General features: G+C 70.6%; 16 protein-coding genes. 14 read left to right on the top strand and 2 right to left on the bottom strand.

Going from position 1 to position 17,970, the window contains the following annotated elements:
• Positions 1–9 precede the first annotated feature (9 nt).
• Both J2S22_RS07085 and J2S22_RS07080 read left to right on the top strand, forming a co-directional pair.
• Complete coding sequence (locus J2S22_RS07085) at positions 10–1,419, top strand: FAD-binding oxidoreductase (RefSeq protein ID WP_272775203.1); 1,410 nt, start codon at positions 10–12, stop codon at positions 1,417–1,419.
• Between the two features lie 179 nt (positions 1,420–1,598).
• Positions 1,599–2,783 carry an amino acid aminotransferase gene (locus tag J2S22_RS07080; RefSeq protein WP_272775204.1) on the top strand — a complete coding sequence of 395 codons (1,185 nt, stop codon included), beginning with the start codon at positions 1,599–1,601 and terminating at the stop codon, positions 2,781–2,783.
• Here the strand turns inward: J2S22_RS07080 and J2S22_RS07075 are convergent.
• Positions 2,690–3,718: a LysR family transcriptional regulator gene (locus tag J2S22_RS07075; RefSeq protein WP_272775205.1), complete on the bottom strand. Its 1,029-nt coding sequence runs from the start codon at positions 3,716–3,718 to the stop codon at positions 2,690–2,692. The two genes, J2S22_RS07080 and J2S22_RS07075, sit on opposite strands and share 94 nt — an antisense overlap.
• 1,087 nt (positions 3,719–4,805) lie before the next feature.
• Between J2S22_RS07075 and J2S22_RS07070 the strand changes: the two genes are divergently transcribed.
• From J2S22_RS07070 to J2S22_RS07040, 7 genes are all read left to right on the top strand, one after another.
• Entirely contained in the window at positions 4,806–5,651 is an 846-nt protein-coding gene (locus J2S22_RS07070) for a beta-keto acid cleavage family enzyme (RefSeq protein ID WP_272775206.1), read from the top strand.
• Positions 5,652–5,703: 52 nt separating this feature from the next.
• Positions 5,704–6,873, top strand: a complete 1,170-nt coding sequence (locus tag J2S22_RS07065; RefSeq protein WP_272775207.1) for a thiolase family protein — start codon at positions 5,704–5,706, stop codon at positions 6,871–6,873.
• 4 nt (positions 6,874–6,877) lie between these two features.
• Positions 6,878–7,528: a CoA transferase subunit A gene (locus J2S22_RS07060; protein WP_272775208.1), complete on the top strand. Its 651-nt coding sequence runs from the start codon at positions 6,878–6,880 to the stop codon at positions 7,526–7,528.
• Between the two features lie 28 nt (positions 7,529–7,556).
• On the top strand, positions 7,557–8,180 hold the full coding sequence (locus J2S22_RS07055) for a 3-oxoacid CoA-transferase subunit B (RefSeq protein WP_272775209.1): 624 nt from the start codon (positions 7,557–7,559) through the stop codon (positions 8,178–8,180).
• Positions 8,181–8,429: 249 nt separating this feature from the next.
• Positions 8,430–9,743 carry an MFS transporter gene (locus J2S22_RS07050; RefSeq protein ID WP_272775210.1) on the top strand — a complete coding sequence of 438 codons (1,314 nt, stop codon included), beginning with the start codon at positions 8,430–8,432 and terminating at the stop codon, positions 9,741–9,743.
• Between the two features lie 182 nt (positions 9,744–9,925).
• Positions 9,926–11,218, top strand: a complete 1,293-nt coding sequence (locus J2S22_RS07045; RefSeq protein ID WP_272775211.1) for an MFS transporter — start codon at positions 9,926–9,928, stop codon at positions 11,216–11,218.
• Positions 11,219–11,315: 97 nt separating this feature from the next.
• Positions 11,316–12,077 (top strand): SDR family NAD(P)-dependent oxidoreductase, encoded by a 762-nt coding sequence (locus J2S22_RS07040; protein ID WP_272775212.1) that lies wholly within the window; start codon positions 11,316–11,318, stop codon positions 12,075–12,077.
• Between the two features lie 249 nt (positions 12,078–12,326).
• Here the strand turns inward: J2S22_RS07040 and J2S22_RS07035 are convergent, their stop codons facing one another.
• Positions 12,327–12,608 carry a hypothetical protein gene (locus J2S22_RS07035; RefSeq protein ID WP_272775213.1) on the bottom strand — a complete coding sequence of 94 codons (282 nt, stop codon included), beginning with the start codon at positions 12,606–12,608 and terminating at the stop codon, positions 12,327–12,329.
• Between the two features lie 122 nt (positions 12,609–12,730).
• Between J2S22_RS07035 and J2S22_RS07030 the strand changes: the two genes are divergently transcribed.
• From J2S22_RS07030 to J2S22_RS07010, 5 genes are all read left to right on the top strand, one after another.
• Entirely contained in the window at positions 12,731–13,180 is a 450-nt protein-coding gene (locus tag J2S22_RS07030; protein WP_272775214.1) for a hypothetical protein, read from the top strand.
• A gap of 185 nt (positions 13,181–13,365) precedes the next feature.
• A complete protein-coding gene (locus J2S22_RS07025) occupies positions 13,366–14,571 on the top strand; it encodes an ABC transporter substrate-binding protein (RefSeq protein WP_272775215.1) in 1,206 nt (401 codons plus the stop codon).
• Between the two features lie 9 nt (positions 14,572–14,580).
• Complete coding sequence (locus J2S22_RS07020; RefSeq protein ID WP_272775216.1) at positions 14,581–15,456, top strand: branched-chain amino acid ABC transporter permease; 876 nt, start codon at positions 14,581–14,583, stop codon at positions 15,454–15,456.
• Positions 15,449–17,254: a branched-chain amino acid ABC transporter ATP-binding protein/permease gene (locus J2S22_RS07015; protein ID WP_272775217.1), complete on the top strand. Its 1,806-nt coding sequence runs from the start codon at positions 15,449–15,451 to the stop codon at positions 17,252–17,254. The genes J2S22_RS07020 and J2S22_RS07015 overlap by 8 nt, the downstream gene beginning before the upstream one ends.
• A complete protein-coding gene (locus tag J2S22_RS07010; protein WP_272775218.1) occupies positions 17,251–17,958 on the top strand; it encodes an ABC transporter ATP-binding protein in 708 nt (235 codons plus the stop codon). Before J2S22_RS07015 ends, J2S22_RS07010 begins: the two co-directional genes overlap by 4 nt.
• Positions 17,959–17,970: the final 12 nt, after the last annotated feature.

Genomic DNA, 17,970 nt, shown 5'->3' with positions numbered 1-17,970 from the left:
GCGCGGCCCATGATCGCCGACCGTCTCGGCAGCATCGTCGGTCCGGGCGGCGTGCTGGTCGCGCCGTCCGACCTCGCCGGCTACCGGGCGGACAGCACGCACCACGCGCCGGACGGCATCCTGTGCGTCGTACGGCCGTCCGACACGGCGCAGGTCGCCGCGGTCGTGCTGGCCTGCCGCGCGGCCGGCGTGCCGATCGTGCCGCGCGGCGGCGGCACCGGCTTCGGCGGCGGCGCCCTGCCGGTGCCGGGCCAGGCGGTCGTGGTGCTGTCGACCGAGCGGCTGCGGCGCATCCGCCTGGTCGACCCGGTCGGCGACGTGCTGGTCGCTGAGGCGGGCGTCACCCTGCACGAGGTGCAGGCGGCCGCCGCCGCGGTCGGCCGCACCGTCGGGCTCGATCACGGCGGCGCCGGGTCGAGCGCCATCGGCGGCAACATCGCCACCAATGCGGGCGGCAACAACGTGCTGCGCTACGGCATGGCGCGCGACCAGGTGCTCGGGGTCGAGGCCGTGCTGGCCGACGGCCGCGTGCTGGCGCCGCCCCGCCTGCTGCGCAAGTGCAACGCCGGCTACGACCTCCGCCACCTGCTGGTCGGCTCGGAGGGGACGCTCGCCATCGTCACCGCGGTGGCGCTGGCGCTGCGGCCGGCGCCGGTGGCGCGCGCCACCGCGATGCTCGGCGTCGCGACGCCGCGCGACGCGCTGGCGCTGCTCGGCCTGGTGCGCCGCGAGCTCGGCGAGGCGGTGTCGGCCTTCGAGCTGATCTCGCGGCCGTCGCTGCTGTTCCACCTGGCGCATGCGGGCCAGGGCCGCGAGCCGCTCGACACGCCGACGCCGTGGCTGGTGCTGGTCGAGACCGAGGCGACGTCGCGCCATCTCGCGCTCTCCGACGCCTTCGAGGCCGTGCTGGAGCGGGCGCTCGGCGACGGCCTCGCCGTCACCGGCGTCGTCGCCGCCTCCGAGGCGCAGCGCCGCGCCCTGTGGACGGTGCGCGAGGGGATCGCGGTCGCCATGGGCGAGGCGAAGTTCTACATGGTCAAGACCGACACGGCGGTGCCGATCGGCCGGGTACCGGACTTCGTGGATCGCGTCGAGGCGGCGATGGCCGCGGCCGCACCGGCGGGCAGCCGGACCATGGCCTTCGGCCATGTCGGCGACGGCAACATCCACGTCAACGTGCTGCCGCCGGAGGGCGGGGGCGACTCGGCCCTGCGGGAGAAGGCCCCCGACATCGCCAGATGCATCGAAGACATCGCGCTCGACCTCGGCGGCACGGTGAGCGCCGAGCACGGCATCGGCCAGGGCAAGCGCGCCGCGCTCGCGCGCATGCTCTCGGTGCCCGAGCGCGATCTGATGCGGGCCGTGAAGACGGCCTTCGACCCGGACGGCCTGTTCAATCCCGGCAAGCTCTTCGAGTGAGACCGACCGCCACACTCTCCGACGCGTCATGCGCGGGTCCGACCCACGCATCCATCACTTCCAAAGACGTGCGTTTCCCGTAGCGTGATGGATTGCCGGGTCGAGCCCGGCAATGACGGAGCCGGGGCGAGGCCGGCGAGGGCTGGCACGACACGCGCACGGCGCAACGAGGACACACCATGTTCGAGACCCTGGCGGCGGCCCCGCCCGACCCGATCCTGTCGCTGATCGGCCTGTTCCGCGACGACCCGCGGCCCGGCAAGATCGATCTCGGCATCGGCGTCTATCGCGATGCCGCGGGCCACACCCCGATCCTGCGCACGGTGCGCGAGGCGGAGCGGCGCCTCTACGAGAGCGAGACGACCAAGACCTATGTCGGGCCGGCCGGCGATCCGGCGTTCTGTGCCGCGGTCGCCGGCCTGGTGTTCGGCGAGGCGCATCCGGGCGACCGGCTGCGCGCCGTGCAGACGCCGGGCGGCGCCGGCGCGCTGCGGGTGCTGGCCGGGCTGATCGCCCGCAGCCGGCCGGGCGTCACCGTCTGGGTGCCCGACCCGACCTGGGTGAACCACATCTCGATCCTGGCCGATGCCGGCCTGCCGGTGCGACCGCATCCCTATTTCGATCCGGCGACCGGCGGCGTGCGGGTCGACGCCATGCTCGACGCGCTGCGCGGCGCCGCGCCGGGTGACGTCGTGCTGCTGCACGGCTGCTGCCACAACCCGACCGGCGCGTCGCTGACCGCGGCCGACTGGGACGCGGTGTGCGACGTGATCACGTCGCGGAACCTGTTCCCCTTCGTCGACCTCGCCTATCAGGGCTTCGGCGACGGGCTCGAGGAGGACGCCTACGCGGTGCGCCTGTTCGCCCGCCGGCTGCCCGAGATGGTGGTCGCGGTGTCGTGCTCGAAGAACTTCGGCATCTATCGCGAGCGCACCGGCGCCGCCTTCGTGCTGGCGACCGATGCGGCGCGCGCCGCCGTCGCCCACAGCCAGCTGGTCGTCGTCGCCCGCATCACCTATTCGATGCCGCCCGACCACGGCGGCGCGATCGTGCGGATCATTCTCGCGGATCCGAGCCTGACGGCGGACTGGAAGGCCGAGCTCGCGGCGATGCGCGGCTACGTGGTCGGACACCGCGAGGCGCTCGCCGAGGCGTTCCGCCGGCGAACGAACACGGATCGCTTCGACTTTCTCACGACGCACCGCGGCATGTTCTCGCTGCTCGGCACCACGCCCGAGCAGGCGGCGCGCCTGCGCGCCGAGCACGCCGTCTATATCGTGGCGGACGGCCGGATCAATCTCGCCGGCTTGCGCGACGACCAGATCGAGCCGTTCGTCGCCGCCGTCGCGGCGGTCTGCGGCTGATCGGGAGCCTCCGGGACGACGCCCGGCGACGCCGGGCGCCGGCTCGTCTCGCACACCGTCCGCAGGCAGGCGACGAACTCCTCGCCGCGTGCCGACAGCGGATGCTGCTCGCGCGTCCAGACATAGACGCCGAACCGCACCGCCGGATCGAGCGGCCTCACCACGGTGTCGCCGGAATGCGCGTTCGCCGTGAACTCGTCGATGACGGCACAGCCGGTCCCGGCGGCCACCAGGGTGCGGGCGATGTAGTAGGTCTGCACCTGGATGCCGGGCGTCAGCGCGATGTCCTCGCGCCGGAACGCGTCCTTGATCGCGGTGCCGAGGAAATGCCCCGAGGTGAGGCCGATCAGCCGTTTCTGGTCGATCTGCGCCAGCCGGATCGGCTGGCCGTCCCGGCCGGACGGGCGTGCGGGATGGTCGATGAACACCATCTCGGCGACGTCGACCCGGACGGCGCGCAGCCCCGGCACTTCGGCGACGCCTTCGGCCGGGCCGAAGCCGATTCCGATGTCGAAGTCGCGGGCGAGCAGGCCGGCGGCGATCTCCGGATCGTGGCGCGACGCGATCTCGATCATGGTGCGGGGCCGCCGGCTCTGGAAGAGCTGCACGGCGCGCGGCACCAGCCCCATGCCGAGGCTCGGCACGCAGACCACCCGCAGATGGGTGTCGAGCTCGCTGCGCAGCGTCTGCGCCATCCGGCGGGTCCGCTCCAGCGCCTCGAACACCTGCTCGATTTCGCGCATCAGAACATCGGCCTGATCGGTCGGCTGCAGCCGGCCGCGGCTGCGATGAAACAGCGGGAAGCCGAGCTGCTGCTCCGCGTGCTTGAGGATCTTGCTGGCCGCCGGCTGGGTGATCGACAGGCTCTCGGCGGCGCGGCTCAGCGAGCCGGTCCGCCTGATGGCGTGGAGAACCTCGATATGGCGCAGCCGCATGGCGAGTCCGAAAGGTGAGGCGGGCGCCCCGGCCGCCGGCCGGGGTGCCCGAAGCCTACCCCGTAATCGAAGCGCCTGGCTGCTCAAATAGGCGTCATCCCTCTGCACAGCCCGAGATCGGGGATGCGGAGACGACCCCGCGGGCGACGCGTCGCGGTTGTGCTTGGCGGATCAGGTCAACCCGTCGCCGAGGGCGTGACGAGGAGGCGACCGTCACCAGGGTGGCCCGGTTCGTCGGGCCGGGCCGGCCCACTTGTCCATTGCGACGACCCGATCCTCGCTGGCTCGCCCGAGCCTGCTTTCGACCGAACCGATCGGGCGCCTCGACGGCGAGATCGAGCGCCGCACCGCGCCGGTCGGGAGCTTCCCCGGCGAGGAGCCCGCCACCCGCCAAAGCCATCGGCCCGTCGCGCGACGATTGCGCGGTGAGCCTGCCGGCGCTCGCCGCTGCCCGATCGGCGCGGCCAGTGCCGGCGCCCGTGGTGAGCTGCCGCCCGCGACTCCACCTCACGCGATGCGATCGGCGATGGTTATGCGGAACGGTCATAAGCGGCGCTCGAAATAGAATTAGAGCGCACACCCGATATCATTATGCTCCTGCCTCGACGAGCGGCGTTCCGCACGGACCACGCGACCCGAGAAGCCATCGTTCACGACGGGCGGGGTCGCGGCGCCGGGCGGCCGCCGATGCTATCGATCGTGCTTGTGGAGGGGCGATGACATCGACAACAGCCGGCCTGACAAGTCTCGCCGGGAGCGTGGCGTCGCGATGTCTCGCGACGAGGATGCGCCGCCTCCGGGACTCCGCGGCGCGCAGGTGCGCGACCGCCGCGACGAGACCTTCCGCGTTCCGCCGCGCGGCACCCGTGCCGGCGTCCCGCGAGCACTGATCCGCACCGGCATCCGAGCCGGATGTCGGCCCGGATTCGCCCTCACGCGAAGCAAACGATCCGCAACGCGGACATCCGCGTGCACGAGCGCCACCGCCCGTCGCGGCCCGGCGATCCTGCGCGGCAGACACCCGCGGGCAAGCCGCGGGGGCGACCACCCGCTTCACCTCCATCAGACGATCAGAACGAGCCGCTCCATGAGCCAACAAGAACGCGTCATCATCACGGCAGCACTGACCGGCGCCGTCACTCCGAAGGACATCAACGAGTCGATTCCGACGACGCCGGCCGAGATCGCCGAACAGGCGCGGGCCTGCTGGAAGGCCGGTGCGGCGATCGTCCATCTCCACATGCGGGACGCGGCCGGCCTCGGCACGATGAGCGCCGAGAGGTTCGCGGAGACCATCCGGCTGATCCGGGCCGATCCCGCCTGCGACGTGGTGATCAACTGCACCACCTCGGGCGACAGCCGCGCGAGCGACGCCGAGCGGATGGCCCACATCGCGGCGCTTCCGGAGATCGAGATGGCCTCCTACGACGCCGGCTCCTTCAACTGGATGCCGGGCGGCGTGTTCATGAACTCACCGGCCTTCCTCGGCGAGCTCGGCGAGACGATGATGCGGCACGGCGTCAAGCCGGAGATCGAGATCTTCGACGCGGGCATGCTCGGCGTCGCCGACTACTTCATGAAGCAGGGGCGGCTGTCGACGCCGGGGCACTATCAGTTCTGCCTCGGCGTGCTCGGCGGCATGCCGGCGACGGTGGAGAACCTCCTCTACCTGAAGTCCAAGATCCCGCCGGGCGCGACCTGGTCGGCGTTCGGCGTCGGAAAGGACCACCTGCCGATCCTGTTCGGGACGCTGGCGCTGGGCGGGAACCTCCGGGTCGGGCTCGAGGACAACGTCTACTTCTCCAAAGGCGTGCCCGCCACGAATGTCGGCCTCGTGACCCGCGCCGTCGAGGCCGTGCGCCTCTTCGGCAAGACGCCCGCGACGTCGGCGCAAGCACGCGAGATCCTCGGCATCCCCGCCCTGAAGCGCTGATCCTCTCGCGCCGTGGTCTCGTCTCGAGACGCCGGCCGCCCGGAGACCTCTGATGAGAGAAGCAGTCATCGTATCGGCGGTGCGCACCCCCGTCGGCCGCTGTCGCGGCAGCCTCGCCTCGGTGCCGGCCCACGTGCTCGGTGCCGCCGTCGTGGCCGAGGCCGTGAAGCGCACGGGACTCGATCCGGAGCGGATCGACGACGTGATCTTCGCGAACCTGATGAACAACGAGATCAACAACATGGGGCGCATGGTGGCGCTCGAGGCGGGCCTGCCGATCTCGGTCGGCGGCGTCACCCTCGATCGCCAGTGCGCCGCCTCGCTGAACGCGCTCGCCTACGGGGCGATCCAGATCATGGCCGGCTTCGCCGACGTGATCGTCGCGGGGGGCGCCGAGAGCGACAGCCGGCGCACCTACTCGCTGGAGAAATGCGACACGGCGTGGTCCGTCACGCCGCCGCGTTGGGTCGACATCCACACCTCGCCCGACCGCATCGGCAATCCGAGCATGGGCGTCACCGCCGAGACCGTCGCGGCGCGCTACGGGCTCACCCGGCGCGAGCTCGACGCGTTCTCGGTCCGCAGCCATGTGCTCGCCGCAGCTGCGTGGGACGCGGGCCGGTTCGACGACGAGGTGGTGCCGATCACGGTCGATGCCGGCAAGGGCAGGACCGTGGTCGTCGCCCGCGACGAATCCGTCCGCGCCGACTGCACGGTCGAGACGCTCGCCGCGCTGCGTCCGTGCTTCGTCGAGAACGGCATCGTCACGCCCGGCAACTCCTCTCCGATGTCGGACGGCGGTGGCGCCATGGTGGTGACGTCGCGGGAGACCGCGCAGAGCCTCGGCCTCGCGCCGATGGCGGTGTTCCGCGGCTACGCCGTGGCCGGCGTCGATCCGAACGTGATGGGCATCGGCCCGGTCGCGGCCGTCGCCAAGCTGATGCGCCGGACCGGCCTCGCGGTCGCCGACGTCGATCTGTGGGAGCTCAACGAGGCGTTCGCCTCGCAGTCGCTCGCCTGTATCCGTGACATCGGCATGGACCTCGACAAGGTCAATCCGAACGGCGGCGCCATCGCCATCGGGCATCCGCTCGCCGGGTCCGGGGCCGTCCTCGTCGCCCGGACGGTGCGCGAGATGGAGCGCCGCGACCTGCACCGCGCGGTCGTCACCTTCTGCGTCGGCGGCGGACAAGGCGTCGCCGTCCTTCTCGAACGGGATTGAACTCGTGTCCAGCAAGCTCAGAACCAAGGACGAGATCGTCGCGCTCTTCGCCGACGGCCAGACCATCGTGGTCGGCGGCTTCGCCAACCACGGCGTCCCGGACGCGTTGATCGATTGCGTCCTCGACAGCGGCGCCAGGCACCTCACTCTGCTGTCCAACGACACCGGCGACGCCGATCTCACCATCGGACGTCTGGTCCATGCCGGGCGGGTCGACAAGGTCGTCGCCTCCCACATCGGCATGAACACGGAGACCGTCGCGCTGGTCGCCTCCGGAAAGATCGAGGTGACGCTGGTCCCGCAGGGCAGCCTCGCCGAGCGCATGCGCTGCGGCGGCGCCGGCCTCGGCGGCGTCCTGACCAAGACAGGTCTCGGCACGGTGGCGGAGAAGGGCAAGACGATCGTCGAGGTGGACGGCGAGCGCTGGCTGCTCGAGCCCGCCCTGCGCGGCGATGTCGGCCTGGTGCGGGCCCGCTCCGCGGATCCGATCGGCAATCTCACCTATCGCGGCACCTGTCGCAACTTCAACCCGCTGGTCGCAAGGGCCGCCGCCGTCACCGTGGTGGAGGCCGACATGCTGGTCGAGCTGGACGAGATCGAGGGCGACAGCGTCGTCACGCCCGGCGTCTACGTCGACATGATTCTGGCGAAGTGAGACCGACGACATGGACATCCGTCACCGAATGGCCAAGCGCGCCGCCGCCTATTTCGCCGCTGGCGACATCGTCAATCTCGGCATCGGCGTTCCCAGCCTCTGCAACAACTATGCGCCTCCGGGCGTGATGTTCCACACCGAGAACGGTCTGATCGGTGTCGGGCCGCTCGCCGAAGGTCTCCAGCGGGTGGAGAGCTTCTCCAACGCCAACGGCATGCGTTTCGTGCCGATGCCCGGCGCCAGCGTCTTCGACAGCGCCGAGAGCTTCGCCATCGTTCGCTCCGGCAGGCTCGCCGCCACCGTGCTCGGTGGCCTCCAGGTTTCGGAGAAGGGCGACCTCGCCAACTGGGCCCGGCCCGGCAAGATGGTCGGCATGGGCGGCGCCATGGATCTCGTCAACGGCGCCCGGAAGGTGATCGTCACCATGGAGCTGACCGCCAAGGGTGCGCCGAAGATCCTGAAGGCGTGCACCTATCCCCTGACCGGCGCAGCCTGCGTCGATCACATCGTCACCGAGCAGTGCGTGATCGACGTGACCCCCGAGGGCCTCGTCCTGCGCGAGGTGCTCGACGGCGTCACGCCCGAAGAGATCCAGAGGCAGGTCGAGCCGACGCTCGTCGTCGCCGACGATCTCGCGATCATGGCCGCCTGAACGGAAGGGGCGGGTCATGGACGGCTTGCACGCCGAAGTGGCGGTCGACCATCGGGGCGGGATCGGGATTCACCGTCCGGCTCCGGTCCGTGGCACCTCCTCGGCCCGCCGAGTCGGGGCGGGCCGGATCGCTGGTGTCCATCGGATGCGGTCATCCGCGGCCATGGCCGGGACGAGCCGCGACGCGAGCGATGCCCGTGCCCGCACCCGCCCCCGCAGCGCGGCTCCGCCGCCGTCGGGCCACGCGTCATGAACACGCTGGCAGCCGGCAGAGGCGACGAACGGCTCCCGACCGATTCGGCCTTCGACCGACGTTCGGACTTCGGCGCCAGGGGATGGTCGATCCTGCTCATCGAGGCGGCCCTCCTGTGGATCTCCTCCGGGTCGGTGGTGCACGGCCTGAACGTCATCCTGCCGGCACTCTCGCAGACCTACGATCTCGAATACACGCGGCTGCTGGCGCTGGCGACGCCCGCCTCCTGGGCGTCCATCGCGGCCGGCTTCGTCGGGGCCTGGATCTGCGCCGGCCGCGGACCGAAGTTTCTCGTCCTCCTGAGTCTCGCCTGCGGCGGCCTCGCCTTCGGGCTGATGGGAACCTGGGGGTCGACGACCGGATTCGTCGTCCTCTTCGCCACCGTGTGCTTCTTCGACAGCTGCTTCGCCTATGTCGGCGGGCCCGCGCTGGTGACGAGCTGGTTTCCGCGCAAGAAGGGGCTGGCCTTCGGCTGGTGCACGATGGGCCAGACCTTCTCCACGGCGACCTACGTGCCCTACGTGAGCTTCTGCTTCTCCACCCTCGGAGTGCAGGCCGGCTTCTGGGGAATCACGGCGCTGATGGCCGTGATGTTCGTCGTGGTCTGGTGGTTCGCGGCCGACCGGCCGGAAGAGCTCGGATGCTCGCCCGACAATCGTCCGATGACCGGGGTCGAGATCGCACGCTCGCGTGCCGAGCAGGAGAGCTACGTCTGTCCCTTCACGGTGCGTCAGCTGCTCGGCATGAAGGACGTCTGGTTCATGGGGCTGGCCTTCGGCGGGCTCTACATCGTCATCGTCGGGCTCCTGTCGCAGTTCGTGCCGCGTCTCGTCGCGATGGGCTATCCGCTCGAGACAGCCATCCTCTACATGTCGATCGCCGCGATGCTCGGCGTTCCCGGCGCCTACATGTGGGGATGGCTCAGCCAGAAGCTCGGCGTGAAGCACTGCGCGATGCTCTACCTCGCCTGGTACGCCGTGGCGCTGGTTCTCAACATCTTCGAGCTCAACGCCGTGACCTTGTGGATCTCGCTGGTGATGATCGGGGAGGCGCTCGGTGGGGCGACCAATCTCTCCATGTCGATCGTCGCCGAGAAGTTCCCGCGCGGCGCCTTCGTGAAGGCGTGGGGGATCGTGAATCCGATTCAGTCGATCGTCCGCTGCTGCGCCTTCGCCATTCTCGCCTTCGGCGTCACCTATCTCGGGGGATTCCAGGGCGCTTACGCGATCCTGACGCTGGTGGCGTTCGTCTCGATGGCCCTCATCTGGAACATCGACACCACGCCGGTCGATGCGGAGGTGACACGCTGACGCACGCGCCGCCCTGAACGCGAGGCGGGTCGTACGCGGCTCCGCCTGTCTCCGAACCGAACGTCCGGACCGACCGCGAGCTCTCGGGCTCGCGGAACGGACCAGGCTTGCCCGCCGCGCCGCGCTCGCAGCCGCCCGCAGGATGTCCCCGTCGCGGCTCGCAGCCAGAGGAGTGAACCGCCATGAGCCAACAGACCGCATGTGCCACGGGATTGCCGGAGGTCGCCGTCGCCGACACCCGCTCCAACTTCGGCAGGTGGGGGTGGACGATCATTCTCGTCGAGGGACTGATGCTGTGGATCAGCGCCGGCGTCCAGGTGCACGGCCTCAACATCATCGTGCCGGTCCTCTCGCAGGAGTTCGCCATCGAGAAGACGACGCTGCTCTTCTGGGCCACGCCGGCCTCGTGGGGATCGGTCGTGGCCGGCTATCTCTGCGCGAAGCTGGTCGAGTGGAAGGGCGCCAAGTACAACATCCTGCTGTGTCTCGCCGCCTGCGCGGTCTGCTTCGGCCTGCTTGGCACCTGGAGCTCGGTGTGGGCCTTCACGGCGCTGTTCTGCGGCGTCTGCTTCTTCGGCTCGGGCTACGCCTATGTCGGCGGCACGGCCCTGATCGCCAACTGGTTCCCCCGCAAGAAGAGTCTCGCCTTCGGCTGGGTCACGATGGGGCAGACCATGTCCACGGCCCTGTTCGTGCCGATGCTCGCCCTGTTCTTCGGCCTCTTCGGCGTGCGCAACGGGTTCTGGATCGTGGCCCTCATGATGGGCGCTCTGATCGTGCTGGTGGGAATCTTCGTGACCAACACGCCGGAGGAGCGCGGCTGCACGCCCGACAACGTCAGCATGACGCCGGAGGAGCTGCAGCGCTCCCGCGTCGAGCAGGAGACCTATGTCTGCCCGTTCACCTCGGTCCAGCTGCTCGGCATGCGGGACGTCTGGACGATCGGCCTCGGGTCGGGCGGCATCTACGTGGTGCTGGTCGGCGTCCTGTCGCAGCTGGTGCCGCGACTGATGGCGATGGGCTACGAGCTCAACACCGCCATCCTGTATCTCGCGATCGCCGCGTTCATCGGCGTGCCCGGGGCCTATCTGTGGGGCTGGCTCGGCCAGCGGCTCGGCACCAAGGCGGGTCTCATCGTCTATTCGTTGTGGTGGGGCGTCGCGGTGGTGCTCAACATGTTCGAGCTCAACATCTACACGCTGTGGGCCTCGCTGCTGATGATCGGCCTGTCGTTCGGCGGGGCCACCAATCTGACCACCTCCATCGTCGCCGAGAAGTTTCCGCGGGCGGCCTTCATCACGGCCTTCGGGGTGATCCAGCCGATCCAGGGCGTGGTGCGGTGCTGCGCCTTCGCGGTCCTGGCCTTCGGGCTCACCTATCTGGGTGGCTACTTCGGGGCCTACGCGCTGCTGGCCGGAGTCGCGGTGATCAACGCACTCCTGTTCTGGGTGACCGACACCTCGCCGGTGACCTGACGGACAGGGGCGGGCTCTCCGGTCCTGGTCGGCGTGCCGTCCAGGACCGGAGGCCGGGCGACGGGACCGGATCGATCGATCGCAAAAGGGGCGTGTGATGGGCAGGCTCGTCGGCAGGACGGCCCTCGTGACGGGGGCCGGCTCGGGGATCGGGGAGACGACGGCGAAGCTCTTCGCCCGGGAGGGCGCCCGCGTCGTGCTGGTCGGGCGCCGTGAGGCGAGCCTTCGGCGCGTGGAGGCGGAGATCGAGGCCGCCGGCGGGGCGGCGGCCCATGTCGCGGCGGATCTGAGCACGCGCGACGGCTGCGAGACGGCGGTCGCCGGCGCCGTCGCCGCGTTCGGCCGGCTGGACGTGCTGGTGAACAATGCGGGGATCGCCGATCAGCACAAGTCGACCGTCAACACCACGGACGACCTCTGGGGCAGGGTGATCGCCACCAACCTGACCGGGGTGTTCCGGATGTGCCGGGCGGCGCTGCCTCGGATGGAACGGCAGGGCGCGGGCACGATCGTCAACGTCTCCTCGATCGGCGGCGTCTACGGCATCGCCGGTGCGTCGTATTCTTCCGCCAAGGCCGCCGTCCTCGCCCTCACCAGGAACATCGCGATCCAGTACGCCGGACGCGGCATCCGCTGCAACGCCACCTGCCCGGGACCGACGCCGACGCCGATGCTGGCGGCCACCGAGCGGGAGGACGTGGACCGCGACATGCGTGAGATCACCGCGCGTCACGTCGACACCAGCCTGCCGGTGACGGAGACGATCGACCAGGCCAATGCAATCCTGTTCCTGGCCTGCGACGAGTCGAAGGCGATCACCGGTCAGTACCTGGTGATCGACAACGGAATGTGTCTTTGATCCCGCGCTGTCGGGAAGACGCGCGCGGAATGTCGTTCCCGGCATGCCGTCGGATTCGCGGCCATTTCCGGCCGATGCCGCCCCGCCTCATCGCCCGACGATGCGGCGGCAGGCGGCTTCGGCGGCGCCGCGGCGGATCGGCTGGACGGCGGCGACGCAGTCGTCGCGGCGGACCAGGGACCAGGGTGTCGGGCGAGATCGCCGGCCGGGGCCGCGCGTCGGGGAAGAAGGCGGCGAAGCTGCCGCCGATCAGGTCGTACGGGCGATGCGGGCGGCCATCGGCCGCGTGAACTTCGGTGTTCGGCATGCGGTCGCGGCCGGCAGGGGCTCGTGGCCCGTCTTCACCATCGGCCACGCGGTCGCCTTGCCGATGCGGATGCCGAGCGAGGTGCGGGTGGCGGCGAGCCCCCGGGCGCCGCCGGACATCAGGTCGGCGGTCTCGCCCTCGCCGCGGGCGAGCGCCCGGCCGATCCCGTCGGCGGCGCCGCCGCCGCCGATCACGCCGCCGGCCGCTTCGAACCGTGCCTCCAACCAGACACTCTCCGACGAGGGTCTGTGCCGTCTCCACTGATCGCGCCCCGCTCTCCGCGCGTTCCCGCGCCATCGGGGTCGACTCCTCGTCCTTCGACGACGACGACGATGCGCTGAAGGAGATGCGCGTCACCCACTGGCTGCACGCGCTGACCGGAAATGCGGCGCCGCTCACCCCCGCGCTGCTCTTCGAGGCGGCACTGCGGACCGGATTCACGGTCGCCACCGGACGCGACGACTACGGCGAGATCGCTCCCGGCCTGCCGGCCGACATCGTGCTGCTCGACTGGGAGGCGATGGCCGGCGACGTGATCGACGGCATGGTCGAGGAGACCGACGTCGTTCTGACGCGCGCAACGCGGCGCCACGTGCGCGGCCTGATCGTCGACGGCCGCGAGGTCGTCCGCGACGGCCGCGTGCCCGGCGTCGATCTCGAGAACCTGGAACGGGAATTGCTAGCGCAGGTGCGGGCCGCGGGTCCGTCGATGCGGGCGCTCGCACCGACGATCGCGCGGTCGCAGGCGACACTGCACGACTTCTACGGGTCCGGGGAGCATCTGAAAGGCGAATGAGGCGGTCCGCGGCGGAGATTCGGGCGTCCCTCGGAGCGGCGATTGATCGCTCCGGCGGATGCCCTAAGATCACGACCGTCGCGTGCGGACGGGTTTCGCTCTTCGAACCGTGCGACGAACGACCGCCGCCCGTCAGTCTCGCCACTTGATCGCCTTTGCATGCCGAGTACAACCAGGAGAGATCCATGCGACGTGGCCCCCTTCATCGTATCGCGCTGGCGCTGGCCGCCGCGGCGCTCGCATCGACCGTGGCGCCGTCCGCCATGGCGCAGGAAGCCGGCGTCAGCGACACCGAGATCACCATCGGCGCGATCGGGGCGCTGACCGGACCGATCGCCTTCATCGGCACGCCGGGCCGCGACGGCATGACGCTGGCGATCGACGAGATCAACGCCAAGGGCGGCGTGTGCGGCCGCAAGCTGAAGCTGAACTTCGAGCACGCGTCGACCCCGGCCGAGAGCCTCGCCGCCGTCAAGAAGCTGGTCGAGCAGGACAAGGTGTTCGCCCTGGTGCTCGCCTCCGGCAGCACCGGCGCCGCCGCCGCCGCCGACTACGTGCGGCAGGTCGGCGTGCCCACCTACAATCTCTACGGCTCGACGCCGATCATCCGCGAGCCGTTCTCCAAGAACGTCTTCCACGGCGCCATCGTGCCCGTCGAGGTCGCGGCGCCGGGCCTGATCGGCTTGTTCTACGACGACGGCCACAAGCCGCAGAAGATCGGCGTGCTGGCCGGCACCTACGCGTTCCCGCAGGCGACGCTCAAGGCGGTCGAGGCGCATCTGAAGTCCAAGAAGATCGACTACGCGCTCGAGCAGTTCGACCAGTCGGCGCGCGACTTCACCTCCCAGCTCGTCTCCTTCGGCCGCCAGAAGGTCGATTCGGTGCTGATCCTCGGCAGCTTCTCGGAGGCCGGCTTCGCCATCAAGCAGGCGCGCGAGCTCGGCATGGCCAACATCCGCTGGGTGCTGGACGGCTCCGCCGTCAGCCGCGCCATCGTGCCGATCATCGGCAACGCCGACGGCATCCGCGGCTACTTCAACAATCCCGCCTTCCCGGGCCAGAACGACACGGTGCGGGAGTTCGAGGCGCGGCTGAAGAAGCAGCTCGGCTCGATGCCGCAGGGCCGGCCGAACAACTACGACATGATCGCCTACGGCTCGACCTACGTGATCGCCGACGCGATCACCGGCACCGGCTGCCAGCTCACCCGCGACAAGTTCCTCGCCTCGTGGTCCAGCCTGAAGAACGCCGGACCCAAGACGATGGGCGGCCTCGACGTGAGCTTCCCGGAGAGCTTCACCGAGACCGACCACCAGGGCAACTACCGCCTCGGCGCCGCCGTCGTGAAGAACGGCGAGTGGCAGGTCTATCGCGTCATCGAGCGGCCCTGAGCGGTCACGATGGCGGAGCTGGCTCTCGTCCTGATCGCCGGCGCCAAGTTCGGCGCCATCTACGCGCTGGCGGCGCTCGGTCTGGTGGTCGTCCACAAGGCGACCAAGACCGTGAACTTCGCCCATGGCGCCTTCGCCATGCTGGGCGCGTTCTCCAGCTATCTCGTCGTCGTGCACTGGCAGTGGCCGTACTGGATGGCCTATGTCCTGACCCCGCCGCTCATCGGCGTGGTCGCGGCCCTGATCGAGTTCCTGATCCTGCGGCCGCTCCGGCGGGCCGACATGTTCACGGTGGTCATCGCCACCGTGTTCCTCGGCATCGCCCTGTCGGAGGCCTTCCGCCTCACCTACAACACCGAGCTGCTCGCCGTGCCGGGCATGTTCGTCGGCATGCCGTTCGTCTTCCACGGGGTGTTCATGACCCAGGAGACCCTGTGGGTGATCGCCGGCGCGCTGGTGATCTGCGTCGCCTGCGTGCTGCTGTTCCGCTACGGCCGGCTCGGCCGCGGCATGCGCGCCATGGCGTCGAACGTGCGGGGCGCCCAGCTCTGCGGCTACTCGGTCGACCGCGTCTACATGTTCGCCTGGTTCCTGGGCGGCGCGATGGCGGGGCTCGCCGGCGTCTTCGTCGCGCCGGTGAGCGGCGTCTCGGTCGAGCTGTCGATCGCGATCATCTCGGCCGGCTTCGTCGCCGGCGTGATCGGCGGCTTCGACAGCCTGAAGGGGGCGATCCTGGGCGGGCTCCTGCTCGGCGTCAGCGAGAGCCTGGCGGCCGCCTACGTGTCCAGCGCGCTCAAGAACTGCATCAGCTTCCTGCTGCTGTTCGTGGTGCTGATGTGGCGCCCGGAGGGCCTGTTCCCCGAGACGGTGGCCCGCCGTGTCTGAGCCGCGCCGCCTCCTCGCCGGCCTGGCGCCGGCCCTCGTCGTCCTCGGCGCCACCCTGGCCGGGCTGCCGCTCGACAACTATCCGAAATACGTGATCGCCATCGCGATCGTCTCGATCGTGGTCGGGGCGTCGCTGGTGGTGCTGGTCGGGCTCGCCCGCTGCATCACGCTGGCGGCCGGATCCGTGATGGCGATCGGCGCCTACACGTCGAGCCTGCTGGCGATCCATCTCGGCGTGCCCTACCTGATCGGGCTCGCCGCCGCGCTGCTCACCGGGGCGATCGCCGGCTGGCTGATCGCCCTGCCGGGCACCCGGTTCCGCGGCCACAACCTCGCGATGGTGACGCTGGTGTTCCAGAGCGTCTGCATCATCCTGATCCGCGAGGCGAAGACGCTGACCGGCGGCGCCGAGGGCATCCACGTGCCGGCGCCCTCGCTGTTCGGCTGGACGGTGCGGAGCGACGGCGACTTCCTGCTGCTGATCGGCGTGCTCTCGGCGCTCGCCGTGCTGGTCCTCACCGTCCTGGTGCGCGGCGCCTTCGGCAAGAACCTGCAGGCCGCGGCCGGGAACGAGGTGGCGGCCGAGGCCTTCGGGATCAGCGTGCCGGCCTATCTCACGGCCGCCTTCGTGATCAGCTCGGTCGGCGTCGCCTTCGCCGGCGCGCTGGCGGCGCCGCGGGTGCGCATTCTCGATCCCGAGAGCTACGGCGTGATGGCGTCGATCTTCATGCTCGCCTATCCGATCGTCGGCGGCATGCACTCGATCTGGGGCGGGCTCCTCGGCGGCGGCGGGCTGCGCGTGCTGCCCGAGTTCCTGCGGCCCGTGGCCGATTATCAGGAGCTGTTCTTCGCCTCGCTGGTCATCGTCGTCGTGATGTTCTTCCCGGGCGGCTTCGTCGAGCTGATCCGGCGCGGCGTCCTGGCCCTGCGCGGACACCCTGCCGGCCCGCGCGAGGCGCCGCAGCCGGCCGTCGCGGGCGCGCAGGCGGCCGCCGCCGTGACGCCGCTGCCGGCGCCCGACGGCGCCGCGCCGCTGCTCGTGGTCGAGGGGGTCGACCGGCATTTCGGCGCCCTGCACGCCGTCAACGCCGCGCACCTGACCGTCCCGGTCGGCGGCATCCACGGGCTGATCGGGCCGAACGGCGCCGGCAAGACCTCGCTGTTCAACATCGTGTCGGGCTTCCTGGCGGCGGACGCCGGGCGCGTCGCCTTCGACGGCACCTCGCTGCTCGAGCTGGCGCCGCGCGACCGCATCCGGCTCGGCATCACCCGCACGTTCCAGCACGTCGCGGTGTTCGGCCAGCTCTCCTGCCTCGACAACGTGATCATCGGCCGCGGCCGCAACGGCGTGCTCGCCGCGATCGGCCAGAGCGTCGACGAGATGCGCAGCGGACCGCTGACCGCCAGGGCCCGCGGCGAGGCGCTGGCGGCGCTCGACGCCGTCGGCCTCGCCGATCTCGCCGGCATGCCGGCCGGCGCCCTCTCGCTCGGCAACCAGCGGCGGCTGGAGATCGCCCGGGCGATCGTCTCCGATCCCCGGCTGATCCTGCTCGACGAGCCGGTCTCCGGCGTCGCCGAGGCCGAGATCGAGGAGCTGCGCGCGCTGCTCCTGCGCATCAACGCGGAGCGGCGGATCGCCATGCTGGTGGTCGAGCACAACATCCCGTTCGTCGCCCGGCTGTGCCGCTCGCTCTCGGTGATGGGGGCGGGCGCCATCGTGGCCGAGGGAACGCCGGCCGACGTGATCGCCATGCCGGCGGTGCGGCAGCTCTATTTCGGCGAGGACGTGGCCGCATGATTCCGCTGCGCGTGACCGGACTGACGGTGAGCTACGGGCGGGTCGCCGCCGTCCGCGACCTCGATCTCAACATCGCGGCGGGCGAGGCGCTGGCGCTGCTCGGCCCCAACGGCGCCGGCAAGACCTCGGCGGTCGAGGCGATCGCCGGCCTGCTGCCGAAGCGGGCCGGACGGGTGGAGCTGTTCGGCGAGGACATCTCCGGCCTCACCGCGAGCGCCATCGTGCGCAAGGGCCTCGCTCTGGTGCCGCAGTGGCGCGAGCTGTTCCCGACCTTCTCGGTCGAGGAGACGCTGGTCGCCGCGACGGGCGCGGCGCAGGGGCGGTCGCCGAAGCCGCTCGAGGAGATCTACGCCCTGTTCCCGGTGCTGGAGGAGCGGCGGGGCCAGCTCGCCGGCTCGCTGTCGGGCGGCGAGCAGCAGATGCTGGCGATCGGCCGGGCCCTCGTCACCAATCCGCGGCTGCTGCTGCTCGACGAGCCGTCCGCCGGCCTCGCCCAGGGCATCACCCGCAGCCTGATCCAGGCGATCATCCGCATCCGCGACTCGGGCGTGCCGATCCTGCTGGTCGAGCAGAACATGGAGATCGCCCGCGCGATCGGCAGCCGCTGCACCATGCTGGCGGCCGGCAGCCTCGCCTGGGAGGGGACCATGGACGAGGCGATCGCCCGCAACGAGGCGGCGCGGGTCTATTTCGGCACCCACTGATGCAGCGCCGCG

Origin of the sequence: Rhodoplanes tepidamans, from assembly GCF_030813915.1 — a bacterium.
In the GTDB taxonomy this organism is placed as follows: domain Bacteria; phylum Pseudomonadota; class Alphaproteobacteria; order Rhizobiales; family Xanthobacteraceae; genus Rhodoplanes; species Rhodoplanes tepidamans.
The sequence above is the reverse complement of the archived record's forward strand: the minus strand, read 5'-3'. Positions and strand labels throughout refer to the sequence as shown.